The organism is Variovorax guangxiensis (assembly GCF_003952165.1).
In the GTDB taxonomy this organism is placed as follows: domain Bacteria; phylum Pseudomonadota; class Gammaproteobacteria; order Burkholderiales; family Burkholderiaceae_C; genus Variovorax; species Variovorax guangxiensis.
In genome coordinates this window covers 112562-135440 of record NZ_RXFT01000018.1, presented here as the reverse complement: position 1 = coordinate 135440, position 22879 = coordinate 112562, and the positions used below count along the sequence as shown (strand labels likewise).

Annotated in this window: 4 protein-coding genes; all 4 read right to left on the bottom strand. The window is 71.3% G+C overall.

The window, feature by feature from the left end; translation table 11 throughout:
• On the bottom strand, positions 1-7386 hold a 7386-nt coding region (locus tag EJP67_RS29630; RefSeq protein WP_126025294.1), incomplete at its 3' end, for a non-ribosomal peptide synthetase.
• Positions 7383-10502, bottom strand: coding sequence for a non-ribosomal peptide synthetase (locus tag EJP67_RS29625; protein WP_126025293.1), 3120 nt, complete (start codon positions 10500-10502; stop codon positions 7383-7385). The genes EJP67_RS29630 and EJP67_RS29625, both read right to left, overlap by 4 nt.
• Complete coding sequence (locus tag EJP67_RS29620; RefSeq protein WP_126025292.1) at positions 10499-17584, bottom strand: type I polyketide synthase; 7086 nt, start codon at positions 17582-17584, stop codon at positions 10499-10501. Before EJP67_RS29620 ends, EJP67_RS29625 begins: the two co-directional genes overlap by 4 nt.
• Positions 17584-22878, bottom strand: a complete 5295-nt coding sequence (locus EJP67_RS29615) for a non-ribosomal peptide synthetase (RefSeq protein ID WP_126025298.1) — start codon at positions 22876-22878, stop codon at positions 17584-17586. Before EJP67_RS29615 ends, EJP67_RS29620 begins: the two co-directional genes overlap by 1 nt.
• Between the last annotated feature and the right edge of the window lies 1 nt (position 22879).

Sequence of the window (22879 nt, the reverse complement as noted above, 5' to 3'; positions counted from 1 at the left end):
CGCCTCCAGCACCACGAGGGCACCGGGCACCATGTACTCCGGCAGCACCGCGCCGAGCTGTTCGCGCAGCACCGCTGCCTCCAGCGCCGGCTGGCCTTCGTGGCCACAGACGTAGCCCACCAGCCTTGCGCCGCTCGGCCCCTCCGATGCCACCACCACCGCCTCGCGCACGCCCGGCTGCGCCAGCAGCTGCGCCTCGATCTCGCCCAGCTCGATGCGGAAGCCCCGCACCTTGACCTGGTGGTCCAGCCGGCCGAGGTACTCCAGCTGGCCGTCCTCGCGCCAGCGAACCAGGTCGCCCGTGCGGTACAGCCGACCGCCGGCCGCATCGAACGGATCCGCCACGAAGCGCTGTGCCGTCATGTCGCTGCGATTCAGATAACCGCGCGCAAGCACCTCCGCGCCCACATACAGCTCGCCGATCGCGCCCAGCGGCACTTTGCGCAGGCTGCCGTCCAGCACCAGCAGGCGCGCGCTGGAAGCCGGCCGCCCGATGGGCGGCAGCCCCTCGCCGTCGGCGAGCTCGACGACGAACTCGCTGACCACGTGGGTCTCGGTCGGGCCGTACTGGTTGAGCAGGCGACACTGCGCCTCGCGCTGCAGCCAGGCGATCAAAGCGGGCGTGAGCTTGAGTTGCTCGCCCGCCGTGACGATCTCCTTCAGTGCCGGCAGCCGCGTGCCCTGGGCCAGGGAGGCTTCGGCAAGATGCTGCAGCACGGAGAAGGTCAGGAACACGCGCTCCACCGACTGCTCGCGCATCAGCGCCTCGAGTTCGACCATGTCGAGCCGCTGCGCCTCGGTGCTCTGCACCAGGCAACCGCCCGAGGCCAGGCCGCTGAGCATTTCCTGGAACGCCACGTCGAAGCACGGCGATGCGTACAGCAGGGTGCGGCGCGAGCCGGGAATGCACGCCAGTTGCCAGGCGATCAGCCGCGCCACCGCCTCGTGCCGCATCGCCACGCCCTTGGGACGCCCGGTGGAGCCCGAGGTGTACAGCACGTACGCCAGGTGGTCTCCATGGAGCGGCACGACCGGGTCATCCCCGGACTCGCCGCTCACGTCGTCCGTGTCGAAGGACAGCAGGCGCACGCCGGGCCGGGACGGAATCCGCGCCGCGAGGGCATCGCGGGTCAGCACCCAGGCGACGCCGCTGTCTTCCACCATGTAGGCCAGGCGATCGGACGGGAAGGACGGGTCCAGCGGCACGTAGGCCGCACCCGCCTTCAGCACGGCCAGCAAGCCCACCACCGTTTCGACGGAACGGTCGACCGCGATCGCCACCCGGTCCTCCGGCCTCACGCCGAGCCGGATCAGGCGATGCGCCCATTGGTTGGCCAGCCGGTTCAGGGCCGCATGGCTGAGCCGCCGCTCGCCGGCGACCAGCGCCGGAGCCTCGGGATTCAGCCTTGCCTGGCGCTCGACCAGCCGGTGCACAGGCTCCGGCGAATGTGCCCCGAAGTCGCCGCGTTCGAAGCGCGCCAGTTGCTCCAGCTCACACGGTTCGATCAGCGGCAGCTGCGCCAGCGGGCGCTCGCCGTTGTCCTCGGCCAGGGCCAGCAGCAGTGCTCGCAGCTGGCTCGCGAGGCGCTCGATGGTCGCCTCGTCGCACAGCTCCTGCGCGTAGAGCCAGTCCAGCTGCAGCGTGTCGCCCTGGTGGACCAGCAGGCTCAGCGGATAGGAGGTGTCGGCCTGCGTGCGCACCGGCCCGAACACCAGTCCGCCCGGCGAAGCCTCCTTCAGCACCTGGTCGACCGGGTAGTTCTCGAACACCATCAGGCTGTCGAACAGGCCCTGCCCAGCGCCGCCCGCCCAGGCCTGGATCTCATGCAGCGGCGTGTGCTCGTGCTCGCGCGCGGCCACCTGGCTGGCCTGCAGTTCGCGCAGCCACTCGCCCACGGGCTGACCGGGTCGCAGCGGCACGACCACCGGCAAGGTGTTGATGAACAGCCCGAGCATCTGCTCGGCACCGCGCAGATCGGCAGGACGGGTGGCGGCGGTGGCGCCGAACACGACGGTGCCCTGGCCCGTATGGCTGCCCAGCAGCAACGCCCATGCGGCCTGCATCAGCGTGTTGAAAGTCACCCGCTCGCGCCGCGCGGCCTGTTGCAGGCGCTGCGTGGCAGAGGCATCCAGCAGGCTGCGATGGCGCGCCTTGCCCATCTTTGCAAGGGCAGGAGGGCGCAGTGCGGACAGCAGCCGCGTCGGTGCCTCCAGCGTACCCATGGTCGCGCGCCAGTAGCGCTCGCCGGCCTGCGGATCGCGCGCGCCCAGCCAGGCGATGTAGTCGCGGTAGCGCCCTGGCGCCTGGGACGGTGGCTGCCCGCCGTAGCGGTGCAGCACCTCGGCCATCAGTTGCGCGGCGCTCCAGCCGTCCAGCAGAAGATGGTGATGCGTCCAGATCAGGTGATGACGGCGCTCGCCGGTGCGCGCCAGCAGCAGCCGCATCAGTGGCGGCCGCGAGAGATCGAAGCCCTGCTCCTGCTGCTCGCGGGCCAGCGCCTGCAGCGCCGCACCGAGGTCGGCGCGCTCGCGCAGGTCGTGCTCGATCCAGGGCATTGCCGTGCCCACGCTGGCGGCCACCCATTGCAGAGGCGCTTCGCCATGCACGAGGAAGCCGCTGCGCAGGATCTCGCTGCGCTGCAGGGCCGCCTCCCAGGCAGCGCGAAGGCGTGCCGGATCGAGGTTCTCCACATCCACCGCGAGCTGGTTGACATAGCTGCCGTCCTGCGGTTCGAGCAGGCCGTGGAACAGCATGCCCTGCTGCATCGGAGACAGCGGATACAGGTCCTCCAGCTCGGCGACCGCCACCGGCAAGGCATCGAGTTGCGGCTGGCCGAGGCCGGTCAGCGGAAAGTCCGATGGCGTCACGCCGCGTGCGCCCGCAGTGCAATGCGCGATGAGCGCATCGAGTTCGTCCTCGAAGCGCTTCACCCACCCCTGCACCGTGTGCTGCTCATGCCGCGCGCGGCTGTAGCTCACGGTGATGGTGAGTTCTCCGTCGGACACCTGGCCGTTGACCGTGAACTCGTGCAGCAGCGGTGACGCTTCATCCATCGACACGCCCGGGCTCTCTTCGGCCTGCCGCCAGGGCGAGCCGGCGTCGAAGCCGCTGTCGATCTGCCCCAGGTAGTTGAAGACGAGCTGCGGCGCCGGCAAGGCCCTCAGGGCCTGGCGCTGCGCTTCACTGCCGAGGTGCTTCAGCGCACCATGGCCAAGCCCCTTGAGAGGAATGCCTCGCAGGCTTTCCTTCATCCGCCTGAGCGCCTCGCCCGGCTCGCCCGAGGTATCGAGCAGCACCGGGAACAGGCTGGTGAACCAGCCCGTGGTGCGCGACAGGTCGACGCCACCGGGCAGGTCCTCGCGGCCGTGGCCCTCCAGCATGACCTGCATCCGCTCGTGTCCGCTCCAGGCGCACAGCGCCCGGCCCAAAGCCGTGAGCAGCACGTCGTTGACCTGCGTGCGATAGGCCGCCGGCGCCTCCTTGAGCAGCGCGTGCGTGCTGGCCCGGTCGAGGCGCAGCTCGATGCTGTCGCGCTCGGCCTGCGTGCTCGCGCCCTCGGGATGCTCGCAGGGCAACGCCACGGGCACCTCAGCCAGCGTGCGCCAATAGGCAAGCTCCCCGTCGCCGGATGCGGCGGCGTACTCCTGAAGGGCCAATGCCCAGTCCCTGACGCTGCCGGTCCTGGCGGGCAGCGCGACGGTCTCGCCCGCGCGCAATCGCGCATAGGCTTGCCCCAGGTCCTCGAGCAGGATGCGCCACGACACGCCATCGATGACAAGGTGATGTGCCGCGAGCAGCAGGCGCCATGAGCCGTCGCCGAGCTTGATGGCCAGCGGGCGCAGCAAGGGCCCGCGCTCCAGGTCAAGGCTGCGCTGGGCTTCGTCGCACAGTGCCTCGACCGCGGCCGCGTCTTTCGCCTCGCGCACCCACAGCAGCTCCTGATGCCAGCCTGCCGGCAGCGACTCGTAGGCCTGCCGCCACTCGCCCGCGGCATCCTTGCGGAATCGCAGCCTGAAGGCGTCGTGATGTTCCATGGCGGCCACCAGGGCCCCCTGAAGCGCGGGCAGATCCAGCGGCTCGCGGCTTTGCAGCAGCAAGGACTGGTTCCAGTGATGACGCTCGGGCATCGCCGTCTCGAAGAACTCGGCCTGGAGCGGCAGCAGCGGCACCGCGCCGTTCTCCACGCTGTCCTTCGCGCCGTGCCCGGTCGACGGCGAAGCCGCGGCATCCACCGCTTCGGCCACCTCCGCGAGTTCCGCGATGGTCTGGCGATCGAACATCTGTCTTGGCGTGAGCTTCCATCCGGCCGTGCGCAGGCGCGCCACGATCTGCAGGCTCAGGATGGAATCGCCGCCGAGGGCGAAGAAGTTGTCGCGCCGCCCCACCTGCTGCACGCGCAGCAGTTCGGACCAGATCGCGGCCAGCGCCTGCTCGACCACGCCGCAAGGTGCTTCATAGGCGTCGGTCGCGACCGACTCGGGCTCCGGCAGCGCCTTGCGGTCGATCTTGCCGTTGGCATTGAGCGGCAGCGTGTCCAGCACGAGCAGCGCGCCGGGCACCATGTAGTCCGGCAGCGCGCCGGCAAGGCGCTCGCGCAGCACTGCTGCATTCAGCGCCTCGCCTGTTCGCGCCGAAACATAGCCCACCAGCCGCATGCCAGCGGGACCGGCTGCCGCCACCACCACCGCCTCGCGCACCCCCGGTTGCGCCAGCAGCTGCGCCTCGATCTCCCCGAGCTCGATGCGCAGGCCCCTGATCTTCACCTGATGGTCGATGCGCCCCAGGTATTCAAGTTCGCCGTCTTCCCTCCAGCGCACCAGGTCGCCCGTGCGGTACAGCCGCTCTCCGGCGCCGCCGAACGGATCGGCGACGAAACGCTCGGCGCTCAGGCCTGCCTTGTCCAGGTAGCCCCGCGCCAGGCCGATGCCGCCGAGGTACAGCTCCCCCGGCAACCCCTGGGCCACGAGGTTCAGGCCGTCGTCGAGCACGTAGGTCTTCGTGCCCGCGATCGGGCGGCCGATGGCGACGTGGTTGCGTCCGTCGGGCCTGCACGTCCAGTGCGTGACGTCGATGGCCGCCTCGGTCGGGCCGTACAGGTTGTACAGGCCCGCGCCGGGCAGCCGCTCGAACACCCTGGCCTGCGCCTCTGCCGGCAGGGCCTCGCCGCTGCACACGATGCGCGTCAGGCTGGTGCAGGCCTCGATGCCCTCATGGGCCACGAAGGCCTGCAGCATGGAGGGCACGAAGTGGATGGTGCTGACCTGGTGCTGGCGGATCAGCTCGACGAGCTTCGCCGGCTCGCGATGGTCGCCCGGCCGGGCGACGACGAGGCGCGCGCCCTGCATCAGCGGCCAGAAGAATTCCCACACCGACACGTCGAAGCTGAAGGGGGTCTTCTGCAGCACGGTGTCGGCTTCGCCCAGCGAATAGGCGTCCTGCATCCACGCGAGGCGGTTGTACAGCGACAGGTGCCGGTTGGCCGCGCCCTTGGGCCGGCCGGTGGAGCCGGAGGTGTAGATGACGTAGGCGAGGTGCTCGCCATGAAGGGGCACGCCGGGGTCCACGCTCGGGCCTTCCTCGAGATCGAGCCGGTCCAGCTCGATGCTCTGCACGCCCTCGCGAAGCGGAATGCCCGGCACGACGTGGCTCTGCGTGAGCAGCAGCGCGACGCCGCTGTCCTCGAGCATGTAGGCGATGCGGTCACTGGGGTATTCGGGGTCGATGGGCACGTAGGCGCCGCCGGCCTTGAGGATGGCCAGCAGGCCCACCACCATCTCGATGCTGCGCTCGACGGCGATGCCGACCTTGGCATCGGGCTTCACACCCAGGGCGATCAGGCGGTGTGCGAGGCGGTTCGCCTTCGCGTCGAGTTGGGCGTAGCTCAGCGAGGCATCGCCGAAGACCAGCGCGACCGCGCCCGGGGTGCGTTGCGCCTGCCTGCCGATCAGCCTGTGCACCGGCTCCGTGTAGTCGCGGTGCGGCAGGCCGGCGCTCTGGCGCATCAGTCCGGCGCGTTCTTCCTCGCCCGTCAGCACGAGATTCGCGAGCACGCAGTCAGGGTCGAATGCCAGCGTCTGCAGCACGCGCTGGTAGCTGTCGACCAGCCGCTGCGCGGTGCGCGCCTCGAACAGGTCGGTGTTGTATTCGAGCCGGCCGCGCACGCCCTGCGGGTCGATGTAGAAGTCCAGCGACAGGTCGAACTTGGCGCCCGCGTCGTCGAACTCTTCCAGCTCGGCCTGCACGCCCTCGAAATCGAGCGCCACGGCCTCGCCGGACATCTGCACGCCGAACATCACCTGGAACAGCGGGCTGCGTGCCGGGTCGCGCCGGTCCTTGCGGTTCGCGAGCAGCACTTCGAAGGGCAGGTCGGCGTTGTCCAGCGCGGCCAGCGCATCGGCGCGCACCTGGCGGCAGACCTCGCGCAGGCTCTGCCGCGGCGAGAGCCGCGCGCGGAACACCTGCGTGGTCACGAAGAAGCCCAGCAGCTCGCTCACTTCCTCGTGGTGCCGGCCGGCATTGGGCACGCCGATGGCGAAGTCGCCCTGCCCGCTCAGGCGCGACAGCAGCACCTGCCATGCCGCGAGCAGCGCGACGAAGGGCGTGCATTTCTCGGCGCGGCAGAACTTCTGCACCGCCAGTGCCAGCGCCGGCGGCAGCTCGAAGCCCAGCGCGGTGCCGGCGAATGTCTTCTGCGCGGGACGCGTGCGGTCGGTCGGCAGGTCGAGCGACGGAACCTCAGGGCCGAGATGCCGATTCCAGTGCTCGAGCTGGCGCGCCAGAGCGCCGCCCTGCACGCTCGAGCGCTGCCACACGGCGTAGTCGGCGTACTGCACGGGCAGCGGCGGCAATGCGACGGCAGCACCGCCGCTGCGCAGCGCGAGCCGGTAGGCCCGCGCCAGGTCGCCGGCGAGGATCGGGTTCGACCACGCATCGGAGACCACGTGATGCAGGCACACGGCCAGCACATGGCGCCGGTCGCCCAGCTTCACCAGCCGCGCGACCAGCGCGGGCGCAGTGCCCAGGTCGAACACATGCGCCGCGGTGCGGCGCACGGCCTCGTCCAGCGGCTGCTTCTGCGCTTGGGACGAAAGCGCCGAGAGATCGATGCGCTCCAGCGCGAAGGGCGCGGATGCCAGCACCCGCTGCATCGGCACGCCGTCCTGCTCGAAGAAGGCGGTGCGCAGAATGGCGTGGCGCGCGATCAGCGCCTGGAACGCGCGCTCCAGCGCATTGGCGTCGAGCGCGCCGCCCAGGCGGAAGACGCGCGGCAGGTTGTAGGCCGTGAGGCCGGGTTCGAGCTTCTGCAGGAAGCACAGCTGCTCCTGCGCGTAGGAAAGCGCGACCGCATCGCCATCGCGCACCGTGCTGACGATACCGATGCTCATGCGGCCTCGCTTGCTTCTGCCGTCGCCTCTTCGGACTGCCGAAGAGCCTGCGCCCGCTGCTCGAGCCCCTCGGCATCGTCGCTGGCCTCGCGCAGCACCGCGGCGAGCGCGGCCGGCGTCGGGTGGTCGAACACCGCGCCTGCGGCGATCTCCACCTGCAGCTGCTTGCGGATGCGCGCCACCAGCTTGATGACCTGCAGCGAATGGCCACCGAGTTCGAAGAAGTCTTCATCCGCGCCGACGGGGCCGCTGCCCAGCAGCGAGGCCATGCCGCCGGCCAGCACGGCTTCGAGCGCGTCGCGCGGCTCGGTGCGCACGCGGCGATCGGCTGCGGCGGGTTCCTTCGCCGCCAGCGCGGCCAACGCAAGACGGTCGATCTTTCCGTTGGGCAGGCGCTCGAAGGCATCCACCGCCTTGAAGCCGGCCGGCACCATGTGCGCGGGCAGCAGCGCGGCAAGTTGCTCGCGCAATGCGCGACCATCGAGCGCCGTATCGTCTGCAACGAAAAAGGCACTCAGCGTTGTCGCTCCAGCTGCGTCCTGCACCGCCAGCACCACCGCCTGCCGCACGCCCGGCTGCGCCAACAGCACCGCCTCGACCTCGGCGGGCTCCACACGGAAGCCCTGAATCTTTACCTGATGGTCCGCGCGCCCCGCAAGGCGGATGCCGCCTTCGGGCAGCACGCGCGCCAGGTCGCCGGTGCGGTAGAACCGCTCGCCCGGGTTGAACGGGTCGGCGACGAAGGCCTCGCCCAGATCCCTGTTCAGGTAGCCGCGGCACAGCTGAGCACCGCCGACGTAGAGCTCGCCCATGCCGCCCGCCGGCACGAGGCGCAGCGATGCATCGAGCACATGCACGCGGTTGTTGGCCAGCACCTGAGTCAAAGGCAGTTGCGCCGGCAGTTGCCCGCCCGCGGGCACGGCATGCACCATCACGCCGACCGTGGTCTCGGTCGGCCCGTAGTGGTTGTAGATGGCGCACTGCGGCGCGAGCCGCGCGATGCGCTCGACCAGCGCGCGCGGCGCGGCCTCCCCGCCCAGCACCAGCGTGCGCGGCAGGCTGGGCGCCTCGCATTCGAGCAGCGCCTCCAGGTGCGAGGGCACGATCTTGATCGCGTCGATCGCATGCGCGGTCATGAAACGAGCGAAGGCTTCCGCGTCCCTGGCTTCGTCCTCGCCCGCGACGACGAGGCATGCGCCGTTGAAGAAGGCGCCGAAAAGCGCGGTGTTGCCCAGGTCGGCCACCACCGAGCTCGTGAGCGCCCAGCGGCGGCATTCATCGAGCTTCATCGCGGCCGAGGCGGCTGCCACGTAGTTCAGCAGCTGGCCCTGCTCGACGGCGACGCCCTTGGGCTTGCCGGTGGAGCCGGAGGTGTAGAGCACATAAGCCAGGTCCTGCGGCGCGATGCGGTGCGCCGGGGCCTCGCCGGGCAGGCCGTCGAGCGCGGAGGGCAGCGCATCGAGCACCAGCGCGGGCTGCGCGTCGGCGAGCACAGCGGCGCGGCGCGCCTCGGGCCAGCCGGGCTCCAGCGGCAGGTAGGCCGCCCCCGCGCGCCAGGCGGCGAACATCGCCACCGGCAGGTCGAGCGAGCGCGGCAGGTTGAGCGCGACGATGGCGCCCGGCTTCACGCCCTGCGCGACGAACCAGTGCGCAAGGCGATTGACGCGGGCATCCAGCTCGCGGTAGCTCAGTCGTTGACCACCGCCTTCGAGCGCGGGGGCCTCGGGCGTCGTCTTCGCCCAGTGCGCGATGCGATCGGCCACGGTCTGCGTGCCCACATCGATGCGCACGTCGTTCTGCGCGAACAGCAGCGCCTGCTCCTTCGCGCCGACCAGCGGCAGCGAGCCCGCAGGCGCATCGGGCTGCGCGACCACGGCCTCCAGCAGTGTGGCGAACTGCATCAGCAGCCGCTGGAGCGCGGCGCGGCTGTAGCGGGCCGTGTCGGCGTGCAGCGACAGCACCGAGCCTTCGGCACTCCATGCGGCCTGCAGCGCGAGCTCGAAGCACCGCATCGGACCGGGCAGGCCGGCCAGCGTCCATTGCGTGCCGGTGCCATGGCGGCGGCCCGCCTCGTGCGAGGCGAAACCGACGACGGTGTGTGCGGCAAGCGGCGGCGTATCGACGGGCCAGTATTCCTGCACGTCGACGTGCGCGGCCATGGTGCCCTGCAGCCGGGCGATCCAGCTCGCGAAGGACTCATCGGCGGCCACGTCGACCACGACGGGCAGCACCTTGTCGAACAGGCCGACCGCGCCCTGCATCGGCTCGTAGTCGCGCCGGCAATCGTGCTGCCAGCCGCCGACGAAGCGGCCCGCGCCGCCGTCCAGCCGCGCGAGCAGCAGCCACCAGACGCCCTGCAGCAGGGTCTCGGGCTCGACTCCCAGCGCATCCGCGCGTTCGGCCACGCGGGCCGACAGCGCCGCGTCGATGGCGTCGCTGGCCTTGTAGCGCGCCGTTGGTGCTCCGGCGCCATCGAGCCGCGCATGCAGGCGCGGCGGCGCGAGCGTGGCGGCGTCCGCCGCGAAGCGCTGCCAGTAGGCGCAGCCCTCCGCGGCGTCCTCGCCTTCGACGAGATCCTGCCGCCATTCGACGAAACGCGCGTACTGGAAGATGTCTTCCGGATCGATGTTGCCCTCGCCCAGATAGGCCATGGCGATCTGGTTGAAGAGGTTCCGCAGGCTCTCGCGGTCGGCGGCCAGCGGGTTCACCGACAGCGCGAGCGTGTGCCGCGCCTCCCCCGTGCGCACGAGGCCGGCGCTGGCGAGTTCGCCGCGCTCCATGGCCAGCGGCTCGCGATTGATGGCGTCGAGCCATGCGGCCACCGCCTCGCCGGAGGCGTTGGGCATGTCGGCGGACTGCCACTTCAGCGGCGGCATCTCGTCGTGGTACTGCAGCCGCGGGCCCCGGTAGCCCGGCACCTGCCTGATGGACGCGCACAGCGCGCCGTGCGCGCGCAGCACGCTCTCCACCGCGATGCGCAGGCGCGCGATGTCCAGCGGGCCCTCGATGCCGGCCAGCATCGGCAGGCGGGGCGCGCCGGCGGGCACGAGGCGCTGCTCGGGGCTCAGCGCGAAGGTGGTTTCGGGGTTGTCTGTGGTCGCTGTCGTCACGCTCATGCCCCCTGCTCGTCGGCCATGCGGGTGTCCGTGGCCTTTGCAGCGCCCGCCAAGGCGGCGCGGTCGAACATCGCGCCCATCGCCACCACGATCTTGCGCGGCCCTTCGTACGGGTCGCGCGCATGGGCGGCGAGCATGTTGTCGAGCATGACGATGTCGCCCTGCCGCCAGTCGAAGCGCACCGCGCATTCCTCGTAGACGCGGCCGACCACGGCCATGGTCTCGTCGGCGATGGGCGAGCCGTCGCCGTAGGTCACGTTGCGCGGCAGGCGGTCGGTGCCGCCCATGGCCAGCAGGTCCTCGCGCACCTGCGCCTCCAGGCAGGCCACGTGGTGCAGCTGGATCTGGTTGAAGAACACCTTCTCGCCCGTGAGCGGATGGCGGATCACCGCCGGGCAGCGGGTGCGCGTCTGCAGCGTGTCGCCGTCGAGCCAGCGCCAGGCGATGCCGGCGTCGGCGAGGCGGGCTTCCACGTCCTCGCGGCGCTCGGTCTTGTAGAAGTCCTGCCAGCTCACGTCCAGGCCCGGCGTGAAGGTGCGCACGTACAGCAGCTCCTTGCGCTCGAACTCGGCCACCATGTCGGGCGGCAGGCGGCGCAGCATCTCGCGGCAGTCGACGATGGGCGTGGCCCCGCCCACCGGCGAGGGCAGCTCGCAGAAGAACCACTGCTTGCGCGGCCAGCGGTCGAGGTGCGAGCTCTCGTTGTGGTACAGGATCATCTGCCGCTCGGGATACGGCGTGGAGCGGTAGGTCTTCTTGCCGCCCTCCTTCTTGGGCAGGTCGCCGTAGCTGCCGTACAGCTCGGGCTCGATGGCCTCGGCGAAGGCCTCGAAGTCCTGCGGCGTCTTCAGGCCGAAGTTGCGGAACAGGATGCCGCCGTGCCTGGCCACCAGCATCTCGATGTAGTCGGCCTGGCTCTTCGCCCAGGCCACGGTGTCGAGGTCGGCGGTGGTGGCCTGCAGCACGATGGGGAACTCGGCCCCGGGCTCGAGGAAGGAGGTCTGGACCACGGGGCGCGCGGCGGCGCGCGGGGCCTCGGTGCCGGGCGCGGCCCTGGCGAGTTTCCCAAGCTTGCCGAGCTTGTCCATCTTGTTGCTGCTGCCGGCTGCGGGTCGGGTGGTGGTGTTCATGTCGATTCGCTCCTGCGAAGGGGTGGTGGCCGGCGCATCGATGGCCAGGCCCGGTGTTGCGACGATCCGCTCCAGCAGCGCGTGCCACGAAGCGGCGTACTTCTCGACGGTTTCCCGCCGGTACAGGTCTGTGGCGTACACCCACTCGACGGTGAGCGCGCCGGCCTGCTGCCTGGCGAACACCGCCAGGTCGAACTTGGATTCGTTCATCTGCTGGGGCAGCACCTCGACCTCGGCGCCTTCGATGGCGAACCGGATCTCCGGTGTGTTCTGCAGGACGAAGAGCACCTGCACCAGCGGATTGCGGTCGCGCGCGCGGCGCGCGCCCGCGAGTTCCACGATCTGGTCGAAGGGCACGTCCTGGTGGTCCATGGCGCCGAGCGTCTGTCGCTTCGTCCGCGCGAGCCATTGACTGAAATCCGCCGGCCGGCCTTCCATTCGCGAACGCACCGGCACCACGTTGACGAAGAAGCCCAGCAGCTGCTCCAGGTCCGGATGGCCGCGTCCCGCCACGTCGGTGCCGATGACGATGTCGTCGGCGCCCGAGGCCTGGTGGAAGAACAGGAAGAAGGAGGACAGCAGCAGCGTGAAGAGCGAGGCGTCGGACTCGCGCGCGAGCCGGCCCAGCGCCTGCGACAGGGCCGGCGAAAGCTCCAGCACCACCGAGCTGCCGGCGTGCGACGCTGTGGCCGGGCGCCGGTGGTCGGGCTTCAGGCTCGAGACCTGGGGCGCGTCGCGCAGGTAGTCGCGCCAGAACCCGGCCTTGGCACCGAAGGCTGGCGAGGCCAGCGCGCGCTCGTACCACGCAGCGTAGTCCACGTACTGCACCGGCAGCGGCGCGAGCGCCAGCGGCTGGCGGCGCAGCGCGCGCTCGTAGAACTCGCCGAGCTCGCGCGCGAACACCGCGATCGACCAGCCGTCGAACACGATGTGGTGCACCACGAGGATCAGCACATGCTCGCGCTCGCCGAGGCGCGCGACAGTGGCCTTGATCAGCGGGCCCTCGGCCAGCACGAAGGGCATGCGCACGAGTTCGTCGAAGAGCTCGGCGTAGCGGCGCTCACGTTCGGCCTTGTCGGCGCCGGGAACGTCGATCACCGGGATGTCCAGGCTCACGCGGTCGCGGATCACCGCCACCGGCTCGCCCTCGCCGTCCTCGGCGAACACGGTGCGCAGCACTTCGTGGCGCGCGACGATGGCGTCGATGGCCGCGCGCAGCGCGCCGACGTCCAGCTCGCCGTGCAGGGCCAGGCCGGCCGACATGTTGTAGGCCGCGCGGCCCGAGACGTTGACTGCGTCGGTGAGGCGGTCGACCAGCCACAGCCGGCGCTGCATCGGCGACAGCGGCAGCGGGCCGTCGCGCGGCACGGTCGGGATCTCCCTCGAGGCGGCGCTGCCGGGGTTCGCCACGACATCCTGCGCAGGCATGTGCGCCATCAGCCCCGCGATGGTCGGCGCCTTGAAGAACTCGCTGGGGTGCAGCTCGACGGCGTAGGCCTTGCGGATGCGCGACAGCAGCTGGATGGCCACCAGCGAATCGCCGCCGAGCTCGAACAGGTTGTCGTCCATGCCGATGGGCGCGATGCCCAGCCGCTCGGTCCACAGGGCGGCCAGCGCGTTCGCGAGCTCGCCTTCGGGTGCGACGAAGGGCGTCTGCAGCGCGGGGCGCGGATGGCTTGCGCCGCTCGCCGCGGGCTGGGCGCCTTCGGCATCGAGCAGGTCGAGCATGCCGTTGTCCAGCGGGCCGAGGCGCTCGGCGAGGTCGGTGGTCGAGATCACGGTCTGCGGCCGCGGCGGGCCGTTGACGATGCGCTCGAAGGTGCGCGCGCCCTCGGGGCCGTCCATGCCGATGCCTTCGGGCACCACCATGTGCTGGGCCATGCCGAGGCCGCGCCAGGCGTCCCAGTTGACCGAGAAGACCGGGTAGCCGCCGCTGCGCGCATGCGCGACGGCCACGGCGTCGAGATACGCGTTGGCCGCGGCGTAGTCGCTCATGCCCAGGCCGCCGGCCACGCTGGAGATGGAGGAGCAGAACTGCACGAAGTCCAGCGGCTGGCCGCGCACCGCGTCCAGCAGCACGCGGGTGCCGCGCACCTTGGTGGAGAACACGGTGTCGACCTGCGCGCGCGTGCGCTGGGCCATGATGCCGCCGCCCGCATCACCGGCAGCGTGGACGATGCCGTGCAGCGCGCCGAAGCGCGCGTTCGCGAGCGCGAGCGCGGCCTGCACCTGTGCCGGGTCGGACACGTCGGCCGACAGGGTCAGCACCTGCGCGCCCAGCGATTCGAGTTCGAGCAGCTGGCGCAGGCGCGTTCTCTGCGCCTCGTTCCGGTTTGCGTCGCCGGCCAGCGTGCTCCACGCCGCGCGTTCGGGCATGGCCGTGCGGCCGAGCAGCACCAGCCTGGCCTGGCAGTGCTGCGCCAGATGCTTCGCGATGGCGAGGCCGACGCCGCCCAGGCCGCCGGTGACGAGGTACACGCCCTCCCGGCGCAGGCGCGGCCGTACGGCGGCCGGCAGCGGCGCGGGTTCGTAAGTTTTGGCCCAGCGATGCGCGCCGCGATACGCCAGCAGCGGCTCGCCGGCCCCGTCGCGCAGCGCGGCGGCTTCGGCGGCAACCTGTTCGACGAGCAGGTTCTCGGCCTCGCTTTCGGGCGCGGGCAGCATCACGTCGATCACGCGGCAGCGAATGCGCGGGCATTCCTGGCCGATCACCTTGGCCATGGCCGGCAGCGTGGCCTTCTCGGGGCACAGCGCCTCGGCACCGGTGATGTCCTCGATCTGGTTGGCGACGATGGCGATGGGCAGCATGGTGGCGGTGGCCGCGGTGGTGCGCGCATCCAGCGCCTGCACCAGCGCCAGCAGGCTGAAGAAGCCGCGCTCCAGCAGTTCGGCCTGAGGACCGGCGGCGGGCACCTCGTCGAGGCACCAGAGATGGTGGATGGCGGTGACGGTGCCGAAGTCGGCTTCGACCTCGCGCAGCAGCCGCGCGTGGTCGGCCTGCTCGCCGGGGCGCAGCGCCCATTCGGCGCGGCCGTTGCGCGCGAAGGATTCGCCGCGCTGCGCGATGGCCACGGCATGGCCCTGCGAGCGCAGGTGCCGCGCGAGATGGCCGGTGAAGCTGCGGCCGTCGCCGTACACCAGCACGCAGCCCCCGCTAGTCTCGCTTGCCGGTGCCGGCATCGGCGCCTCGATGCGCTTCCATGCCGGCACGTAGAACGCGTCCAGCGGCTTCCTGCCCGGCGATTTCGCCGATGCGCCATCGGGTGCGTCGACCCAGTAGCGGCGGCGCTGGAACGGGTAGGCCGGCAGCGGCACGCGGCGGCGCGTCTGGCCTGCGTGGCAGGCGGCCCAGTCGATGTTCACGCCCGCGAGCCAGAGGCCTGCGAGCGCCTGCGCGATCTGCTGCGCGTTGCGCGTCCGCTGCTGCGGATGCGCCTGGCTGGCGAGCACGGCGGCCGCCGACGCGGCCTTCGGGTGCTGGCGCGCGAGGCCCGCGAGCGTTTCGCCGGGGCCCACTTCGAGCACCACGCGTCCGGGCACGTCGAGCAGCGTGCGCAGGCCATCCACGAACTGCACCGTGCCGCGCAGGTGCTGCGCCCAGTAGCCCGGGCTCATGGCCTGTTCGGCCGTGACGAGCTTGCCGGTGACGTTGGAGACGAAGGGAATCTTCGGCGCCTGCCGCGGCACCGAGGCGATGAGCCGCTCGAGCTCGCCGAGCAGCGGCTGCGTCATCGCCGAATGCGAGGCGATGGACACATGCAGGCGGCGCGGCAGGTGGCCCTGCGCGCGCAGCTTCTCTTCGGCGGCCTCGATGGCGCCGATAGGACCGGAGAGCACGCTCAGCTGCTCGCCGTTGGCGGCGGCGAGGTCGCAGCCGTCCTTCAGGAAAGGCGCGAGCTCGGCCTGCGAGAGCGGCACCGCCGTCATCGCGCCGGGCTGCATGGACTGCAGCAGCCGGCCGCGCAGGGCCGCCACGCGCAGCGCGTCTTCCAGCCTGAACACGCCCGCCAGGCAGGCGGCCACGTATTCGCCGAGGCTGTGGCCCATCATCACGGCGGGACGCACGCCACGGCGCATCCACCAATGCGCCATTGCATATTCGATGACGAACAAGGCGGGCTGCGCGAGTGCGATGCCGAAGAGGCGCTCATCCGCGTCGGCCTCGGCGCCCGGCGCGGGGAACAGCAGCTCGCGCAGGTCGAAGCCCAGTTCGGGGCGCAGCAGCTCGCAGCAGCGGTCGACGTCCTCGCGGAAGGCGGTGTCGCCGCGGTACAGCTCCAGGCCCATGTTGGCGTGCTGGGTGCCGCCGCCGGGGAACAGGAACGCCACTTCGGGCGGCTCTTCGGGTGCCAGCGCCGAGGCGGTGACGACGCCCTCGCCCGAGGCCAGCATGCGCGCGGCCGCCGATGCCTCGTCTGCCACCACGGCGCTGCGATGCGCGAAGGCGCGGCGGCCCGACTGCAGCGTGTGCGCGACGTCGGTCAGCGCGAGTTCCGGATGCGCCTCGATGTGCGCGCCCAGCCTTTGCGCCGCCTGCCGCGTGGCGGCGGCGCTCATGGCCGACAGCGGCAGCACCTGCCAGCCGCTGTCCTTGGCCTGCTCGGCGATGGCGGGAGCTTCTTCGAGCACCACGTGCACGTTGGTGCCGCCGATGCCGAAGGAGCTGACGCCAGCCCGGCGCGGCGCATCGCCCTTCGGCCAGGGCCTGGCCTCGGTGTTCACGTAGAACGGGCTGTTCGCGAAATCGATCTGCGGGTTGGGCTGTTCGAAATGCAGGCTGGGCGGCAGCGTCCTGTGGCGCAGCGCCATCGCCGCCTTGATGAGGCCGGCCACGCCGGCCGCGGCGTCGAGGTGGCCGATGTTGGTCTTCACCGAGCCGATGGCGCAGCTGCCCTTTTCGGTTGCGCCGCCGCTGGCGAAGGCCTGCGTGAGCGCGGCCATCTCGATCGGATCGCCGAGCGTGGTGCCGGTGCCGTGCGCCTCGACGTAGCCGACGGTGGCGGCGGGAACGTCGGCCACCATCTGCGCCGCGCGGATCGCGCTGGCCTGCCCCTGAACGCTGGGCGCGGTGAAGCCGATCTTGTCGGAGCCGTCGTTGTTGGAGGCGCTGCCCTTGATGACCGCGTGAATGGTGTCGCCGTCGCGCAGCGCCTCGGCCAGCCGCTTGAGCACCACGATGCCCGCGCCGCTGCCGATGACGGTGCCCGCGGCCTTCGCGTCGAAGGCACGGCAGTGGCCGTCGGGCGAGAGGATGGCGCCGCTCTGGTAGCGGTAGCCGCCTTCCTGCAGCAGGTTGAGCCACACGCCGCCGGCCAGCGCCATGTCGCAGTCGTGGCTCAGCAGCGCCTGGCAGGCCATGTGCACCGCCACCAGCGAGGTGGAGCATTCGGTCTGCACGCTGACGGCCGGGCCGCGCAGGTCGAGCTTGTAGGCCACGCGCGTGCACAGCGAGCCGGCGGAGTTGCCGCTCATCAGGCCCAGCATGTCGGCGATGCCGGTGCCGGCGTCCACGCCGAAGGCGGGCAGCAGGTGCCGCATGAGGTAGAGGTTGGGGCCGTCGCCCGCGTAGACGCCGACCGAGGCGCCGCCCTTGCCCGCCCCCGCCTGCCAGCCGGCGCTTTCCAGCGCCTCCCAGGCGCATTCGAGGAAGATGCGCTGCTGCGGATCGAGGTGCTCGGCCTCGCGCGGCGAATAGCCGAAGAAGCCCGCGTCGAACTGGTCGAAGCCCTCGAACAGCACGCCGGCCTTCACGTAGTCGGGGTCGGCCAGGGTGCGCTCGGGCACGCCGCGCGCGCGCAGCTGCTCGTCGCTGAAGACGGTGACCGACTCCACGCCGTCGCGGATGTTGCGCCAGAAGGCGTCGACGTCCGGCGCGCCCGGGAAGCGGCCGGCCATGCCGACGATGGCGATCTCGATGCCCGTGTATTCGGGCGCAGGTGTCTGGTCTTGCATCAGAGGCTTCTTTCGGTGGGACGGCGGCGCTGCAGCAGGGCCGCGCGCTGGCGCTGGGCACGCGCCTGCTCGTCGTCGGCGCCTTCGCCGCCGGCTGTGGCAGGCACAGCACCGCGCTGTCCCTGTTCGATGCGCCGCGCGAGCGCGCCGACGGTCGGGTACTTGAAGAGATCGACCACGGTGAGGCCCGGCTTGAGCCTGTCTTCCATCAGCCGGTGCATGCGGATCACGAGCAGCGAGTTGCCGCCGAGGTCGAAGAAGTTGTCGTTCATGCCGACCTTCGCGACCTTGAGCAGCTCGGCCCAGATCGCAGCCAGCGTCTCTGCCACGTCGCCCTGCGGCGCCTCGTAGGCATGGCCGCCCTGCCCCCCGGCAGCGACGGGCGCGGGCAGCGCACGGCGGTCGATCTTGCCGCCCGCGGTAAGCGGAAAGCTCTCGAGCGCCACGATGGCCGCGGGCACCATGTAGTCGGGCAGCGCGCGCGCCAGCCACTCCCGGAGCGCGGCGGTGTCGATCTGCGCGACGGGCGCGGGCGAGACGTAAGCGGCGAGCGAAGGGCCTGCCGCGGCCTCGTGCACGAGCACCAGCGCCTCGCGCACCGCCGGGTGCTCGCGCAGGCGGGCTTCGATCTCGCCGAGCTCGATGCGAAAGCCGCGGATCTTCACCTGGTGGTCGAGCCGACCGAGGTATTCGAGCTGGCCGTCGGCGCGCCAGCGCACGAGGTCGCCGGTGCGATAGAGCCTGCCGCCCGCGCCGTCGAACGGGTCGGCGACGAAGCGCTCGGCCGTGAGCGCCGCGCGGCCGAGATAGCCGCACGCCAGCCCCTCGCCGCCGAGGTACAGCTCGCCGGCGACGCCCTGCGGCACCGGCTGCATGTCGGCGTCGAGCACATGGGCCGTCCGGTTGCCCACCGGTCGGCCGATGGGCGCGTAGCCCTGCACGTCGTCGTGCGCCGAGCCGTTCCAGGCGGTGGGCGTGATGACGGCCTCCGTCGGGCCGTAGGCGTTGACGATCCGTTCGGGCCGCAGCACGCGGCGGATCAGCGCCAGGTCTTCGCCGGTCCAGGCCTCGCCGCCGAAGAGCGCGAGGCGCACCGCATGCGCGAACGGCGGCTGGCCCTGCATCAGCTGGCGGGCATAGGCAGGCGGCAAGTCGACCACGCTCACGCGGTGGCGCTGCAGCAGGGCGTCGAGTTCGCCCGCGAGCGAGCACCACTGCGATTGCACCACGAGGGCCGCGCCCGTCGCGAGCGGCAGCAGGCACTGCTCGATGGACGCGTCGACGTGCGGCAGCGCGAACAGCAGCGAGCGGTCTTCGGCGCGCATGCCGCAGGTGCGTGCCATCGCCTGGATGTGCATGGCCAAAGCACCATGCGGCACGGCCACGCCCTTGGGCCGGCCGGTGGTGCCGGAGGTGTAGATGAGGTAGGCGAGCTGGCCGTCGTGCAGGTCGACTTCCGGGTCGGTGGAGGCTTCGCCGCGCAGTTGCTCTTCGTCGAACAGCACGGTGGCGATGCCTCGCTGCACTTCCGCATCCGCAGCGCTCGCCAGCAGCAGCCCGGCGCCGCTGTCTTCCAGCAACTGCGCAATGCGCTGCGTGGGATGCGTGGGGTCGAGCGGCAGGTAGGTGGCGCCGGCCTTGAGCACGCCAAGCAGGCCCGCCACGCGGTCTGCGGCCGATTCGATGGCCACTGCAACGACGGTGCCCGGAACGGCGCCCTGGCGGATCAGCCGGTGGGCGACGCGGTTGGCGCGTTCGTTCAGGGCCGCGTAGCTCCACTGGGCGTCGCCGTCGATCAGCGCGACGGCGGCAGGGGTCGCGCGCGCATGCGCTTCGAACAGGCGGTGCACGGGCTGCGGCTGCGGCGATTGCCACTCGCCCGTCGACCAGTCGCGCAGCTGGCGCTGCTGTGCCGCATCGAGCCACTGCACGTCGCCGAGGGCCTGGGCTGAATCCGACGCCAGCGCCTCCAGCAGCGCGCGGTAGTGCGCAGCGATGCGCTCGATGCTGGCGGGCTCGAACAGCTCGGCCGCGTAGGTGAACACGGCCCCGGTGCTTCCGTCGGCGCGCTCGCGGATGTCGAGCACGAGTTCGAACTGCGCGGCGCCCTCCTCCATGCGGCGCTCGCGGGATTCCAGCCCGGGCAGCGCGCGCAGCGTGTCCGCGTCCTCGCGCAGGTGGTTGAGCATCACCTGGAACAGCGGGCTGTGGCTCAGGCTGCGCTGCGGCTGCAGGGCCTCGACCAGCTGCTCGAAAGGCAGGTCCTGGTGGGCCTGTGCGCCGAGCGCGGCTTCTCGAACCTGCGCCAGCAGCTGCGCGAGACTCATGCGGCCGCTCACCGAGGCGCGCAGCACCTGAGTGTTGACGAAGAAGCCGATCAGCCCCGCTGTCTCGCTGCGGTGGCGGTTGGCCACCGGCACGCCGACGCGCACCTCCTGCTGGCCGGTGTAGCGGTGCAGCAGCGCCTGGAAGCCGGCCAGCAGCGCCATGAAGAACGTGGCGCCCTGCGCCTGCGCCGCGGCGCGCAGCCGCTCGACGATGGTGGCGTCGAATTCGAAGGCATGGCTCGCGGCGCGGTAGCTCGCCACCGCCCGGCGCGGATGGTCGGTGGGCAGGGCCAGCACGGGATGCTCGTCGCCGAGCTGGGCACGCCAGTAGGCAAGCTGGCGTGCGGCCTCGCCTGCGGCGAGCCAGTCGCGCTGCCAGAGGGCGTAGTCGGCGTACTGGATCGGCAGCTGCTCGAACCGAGGGGCCTCGCCCTTCGCGCGGGCCGCATAGCCTGCGCCGAGTTCGCCGACCAGCACCTGCATGGATGCGCCGTCGGACACGATGTGATGCGCCACGACGGCGAGCAGATGGCGCGCGTCGTCGATGCGGATCAGCGCCGCGCGCAGCAGCGGGCCTTCGCCGAGGTCGAAGGGCTCGGCGTGGACGCGGCTCGCATGCTCGATCGCCGCAGCTTCGCGTTCGTGTACCGGCAGATCGCGCAGGTCGACGTGCCGCAGCGAGAACTGCGACACAGGCTGAAGCCACTGGCTCACGCTTGCGTCCGCCGCCGCGCGGAACACGGTGCGCAGGCTCTCGTGGCGGGCCACGATGTCGTCGAACGCAGCACCGAGCGCTTCGGCGTGCAGCGGTCCCGACAGATCGAGAGCCACGCCGACGTGGTACGCGGTGCTCTTCGGATCGAGCTGCCACAGGAACCACTGGCGCTCCTGCGCGTGCGAGAGCGCGAGCGGGCCGGCGCGGCGCGCCGCCGGCAGCACGGGGATCGCGCTGCGCGGGCTGCGCTGGCCGCTCGCGAGCACCCGGCGCACTTCGGCCGAGAGTTCGCCCAGCCGGGGCTGTTCGAAAAGCATGCGCGCGGGGAAGTCGATTTCCCAGCGGTCGGAGATGCGGACCGCGACCTGCGTGGCGGCGAGCGAGTTACCGCCGCGGATGAAGAAGTGGTCGCCGCGCGCGAGCGCGGGCTGCTGCGCGCCGCGGCGCAGCACTTCGTTCCAGATGGAGGCGACGGCCTGCTCCAGTTCGTCGAGCGCCGGCTGCGCGGCGGGCGCGTTCGCCGCCGAACCGCCGAGCACGAACTCGCCGTGCGCGTACATCGCGTAGGCGTCGGCCGTGCGGTCGATCCAGCCTTGCCGGCAGGCGCCGCGCTGCAGCTTTCCGCTGGTGGTCTTGGGCATGCCGCCGGGGTTGAGCAGCATCACCACAGACAGCGGCTCGCCGAACTGCTCGCTCACGGCCGCGCTCAGCGTTTCGACCAGCGCCTCGGGCCTGACCAGCTTCTGCGTGCTGCGCGAGACCTCGGCCGCGAGGCCGATGCCCTCGCCGCTCGGCCCATCGACTGCGAAGGCGGCCACGCGGCCCTTGCGCACGATGTCGACCTCGGATTCGATCATCCGCTCGATGTCCTGCGGGTACAGGTTGTGGCCGCGCACGATGATCATGTCCTTGATGCGCCCGGCCACGTAGAGCTCGCCCTCGTGCACGAAGCCGAGGTCGCCGGTGCGCAGCCAGGTGGCGCCGTCGTGCTCGACGAAGGTGTTGCGCGACACATCCGGCTTGTTCCAGTAGCCGCTGCCGATGCTGGGCCCCGTGGCCCAGATCTCGCCGATGCCACTCGCGTCGCGCACGGCCAGCGAAACCGGGTCGACGATGCGCACGGCATGGCCGGAGACGGCCCTGCCGCAGCCGACGAGCGTGGTGCTTTCTTCGGATTCGGCTTGGCTTTCGACAACGCCGCGCGCGAGGCTGCGGCTCGAGAAGTCCTGGGCGACCATGCCCGCGCCGCGCCGGCCGCCGGCAACGAAGAGAGTCGATTCGGCGAGGCCGTAGCACGGATACACCGCACCGGCGGCGAAGCCCGCGGGCGCGAACTGCTTCCTGAATTGGCGCAGCGTGTCTGCGCGCACCGGCTCGGCGCCGGAGAAGGCAAGAGTCCAGCTCGACAGGTCGAGCTTGCGCAGTTGCGCCTCCGAAACTCTTTCGAGGCACAGGCGGTAGGCGAAGTCGGGCCCGCCGCTGATGGTCGCGCGGTGGCGCGAGATGGCTTCGAGCCAACGCACGGGCCGCTCGAGGAAGTAGCGCGGCGACATCAGCACGACGGGAATGCCGCGATGCAGCGGCTGCAGCAGGCCGCCGATCAGGCCCATGTCGTGGTTCAGCGGCAGCCAGCTTGCGAAGGTGTCGTCCTGCCCGACGGAAAGGCCCTCCTCGATCGCGCGCATGTTCGCCATGAGGTTGGCGTGCGTGACCATGACGCCCTTGGGCGCGGAGGTCGAGCCGGAGGTGTATTGCAGGAAGGCGATGTCGGAGGCGGCCGGCGCGTGCGGCGCCCAGCGGTCGGCATCCTCGGTGCCGATCTCGTCGACGGCGATCAGCGGCACATCGGCAAAGGCTTCGGCCACGCTGGCGATGGACGCCCGGATGGCGGCATGCGTCAGCACGCAGCGGGCGCCGGCATCGGCCGCGATGCCCTCCAGCTTGCCGAGATGCCGCTTGCGCGTCGATTCGGGCGGGAACACGGGCACGGCGATAAGGCCGGCGTAGAGGCAGGCGAAGAAGCTGACGACGTAGTCATCGCTGTTGTCGAGCATGATCAGCGCGCGCTCGCCAAGGCCATAGGACTGCTGCAGCCGCGCCGCGAGGCCGCGCACGCGCTCGTCGAGCCGGCTGTAGCTGATGGGGGTGTCGAGGGGGGCGCCGTCGCGGTCGGTGACGGCGATCAGCGCGGTGTCGCCGGGCCGCCGCGCAGCCAGATCGCGCAGGTGGCTCACGAAGTCCACGGGGTGCATC

What these genes read in the sequence shown, in the direction of transcription:
- EJP67_RS29625 (WP_126025293.1), bottom strand. Translation starts at nt 10,502, where the DNA reads ATGAGCGTGACGACAGCGACCACAGACAACCCCGAAACCACCTTCGCG.
- EJP67_RS29615 (WP_126025298.1), bottom strand. Translation starts at nt 22,878, where the DNA reads ATGCACCCCGTGGACTTCGTGAGCCACCTGCGCGATCTGGCTGCGCGG.
- EJP67_RS29620 (WP_126025292.1), bottom strand. Translation starts at nt 17,584, where the DNA reads ATGCAAGACCAGACACCTGCGCCCGAATACACGGGCATCGAGATCGCC.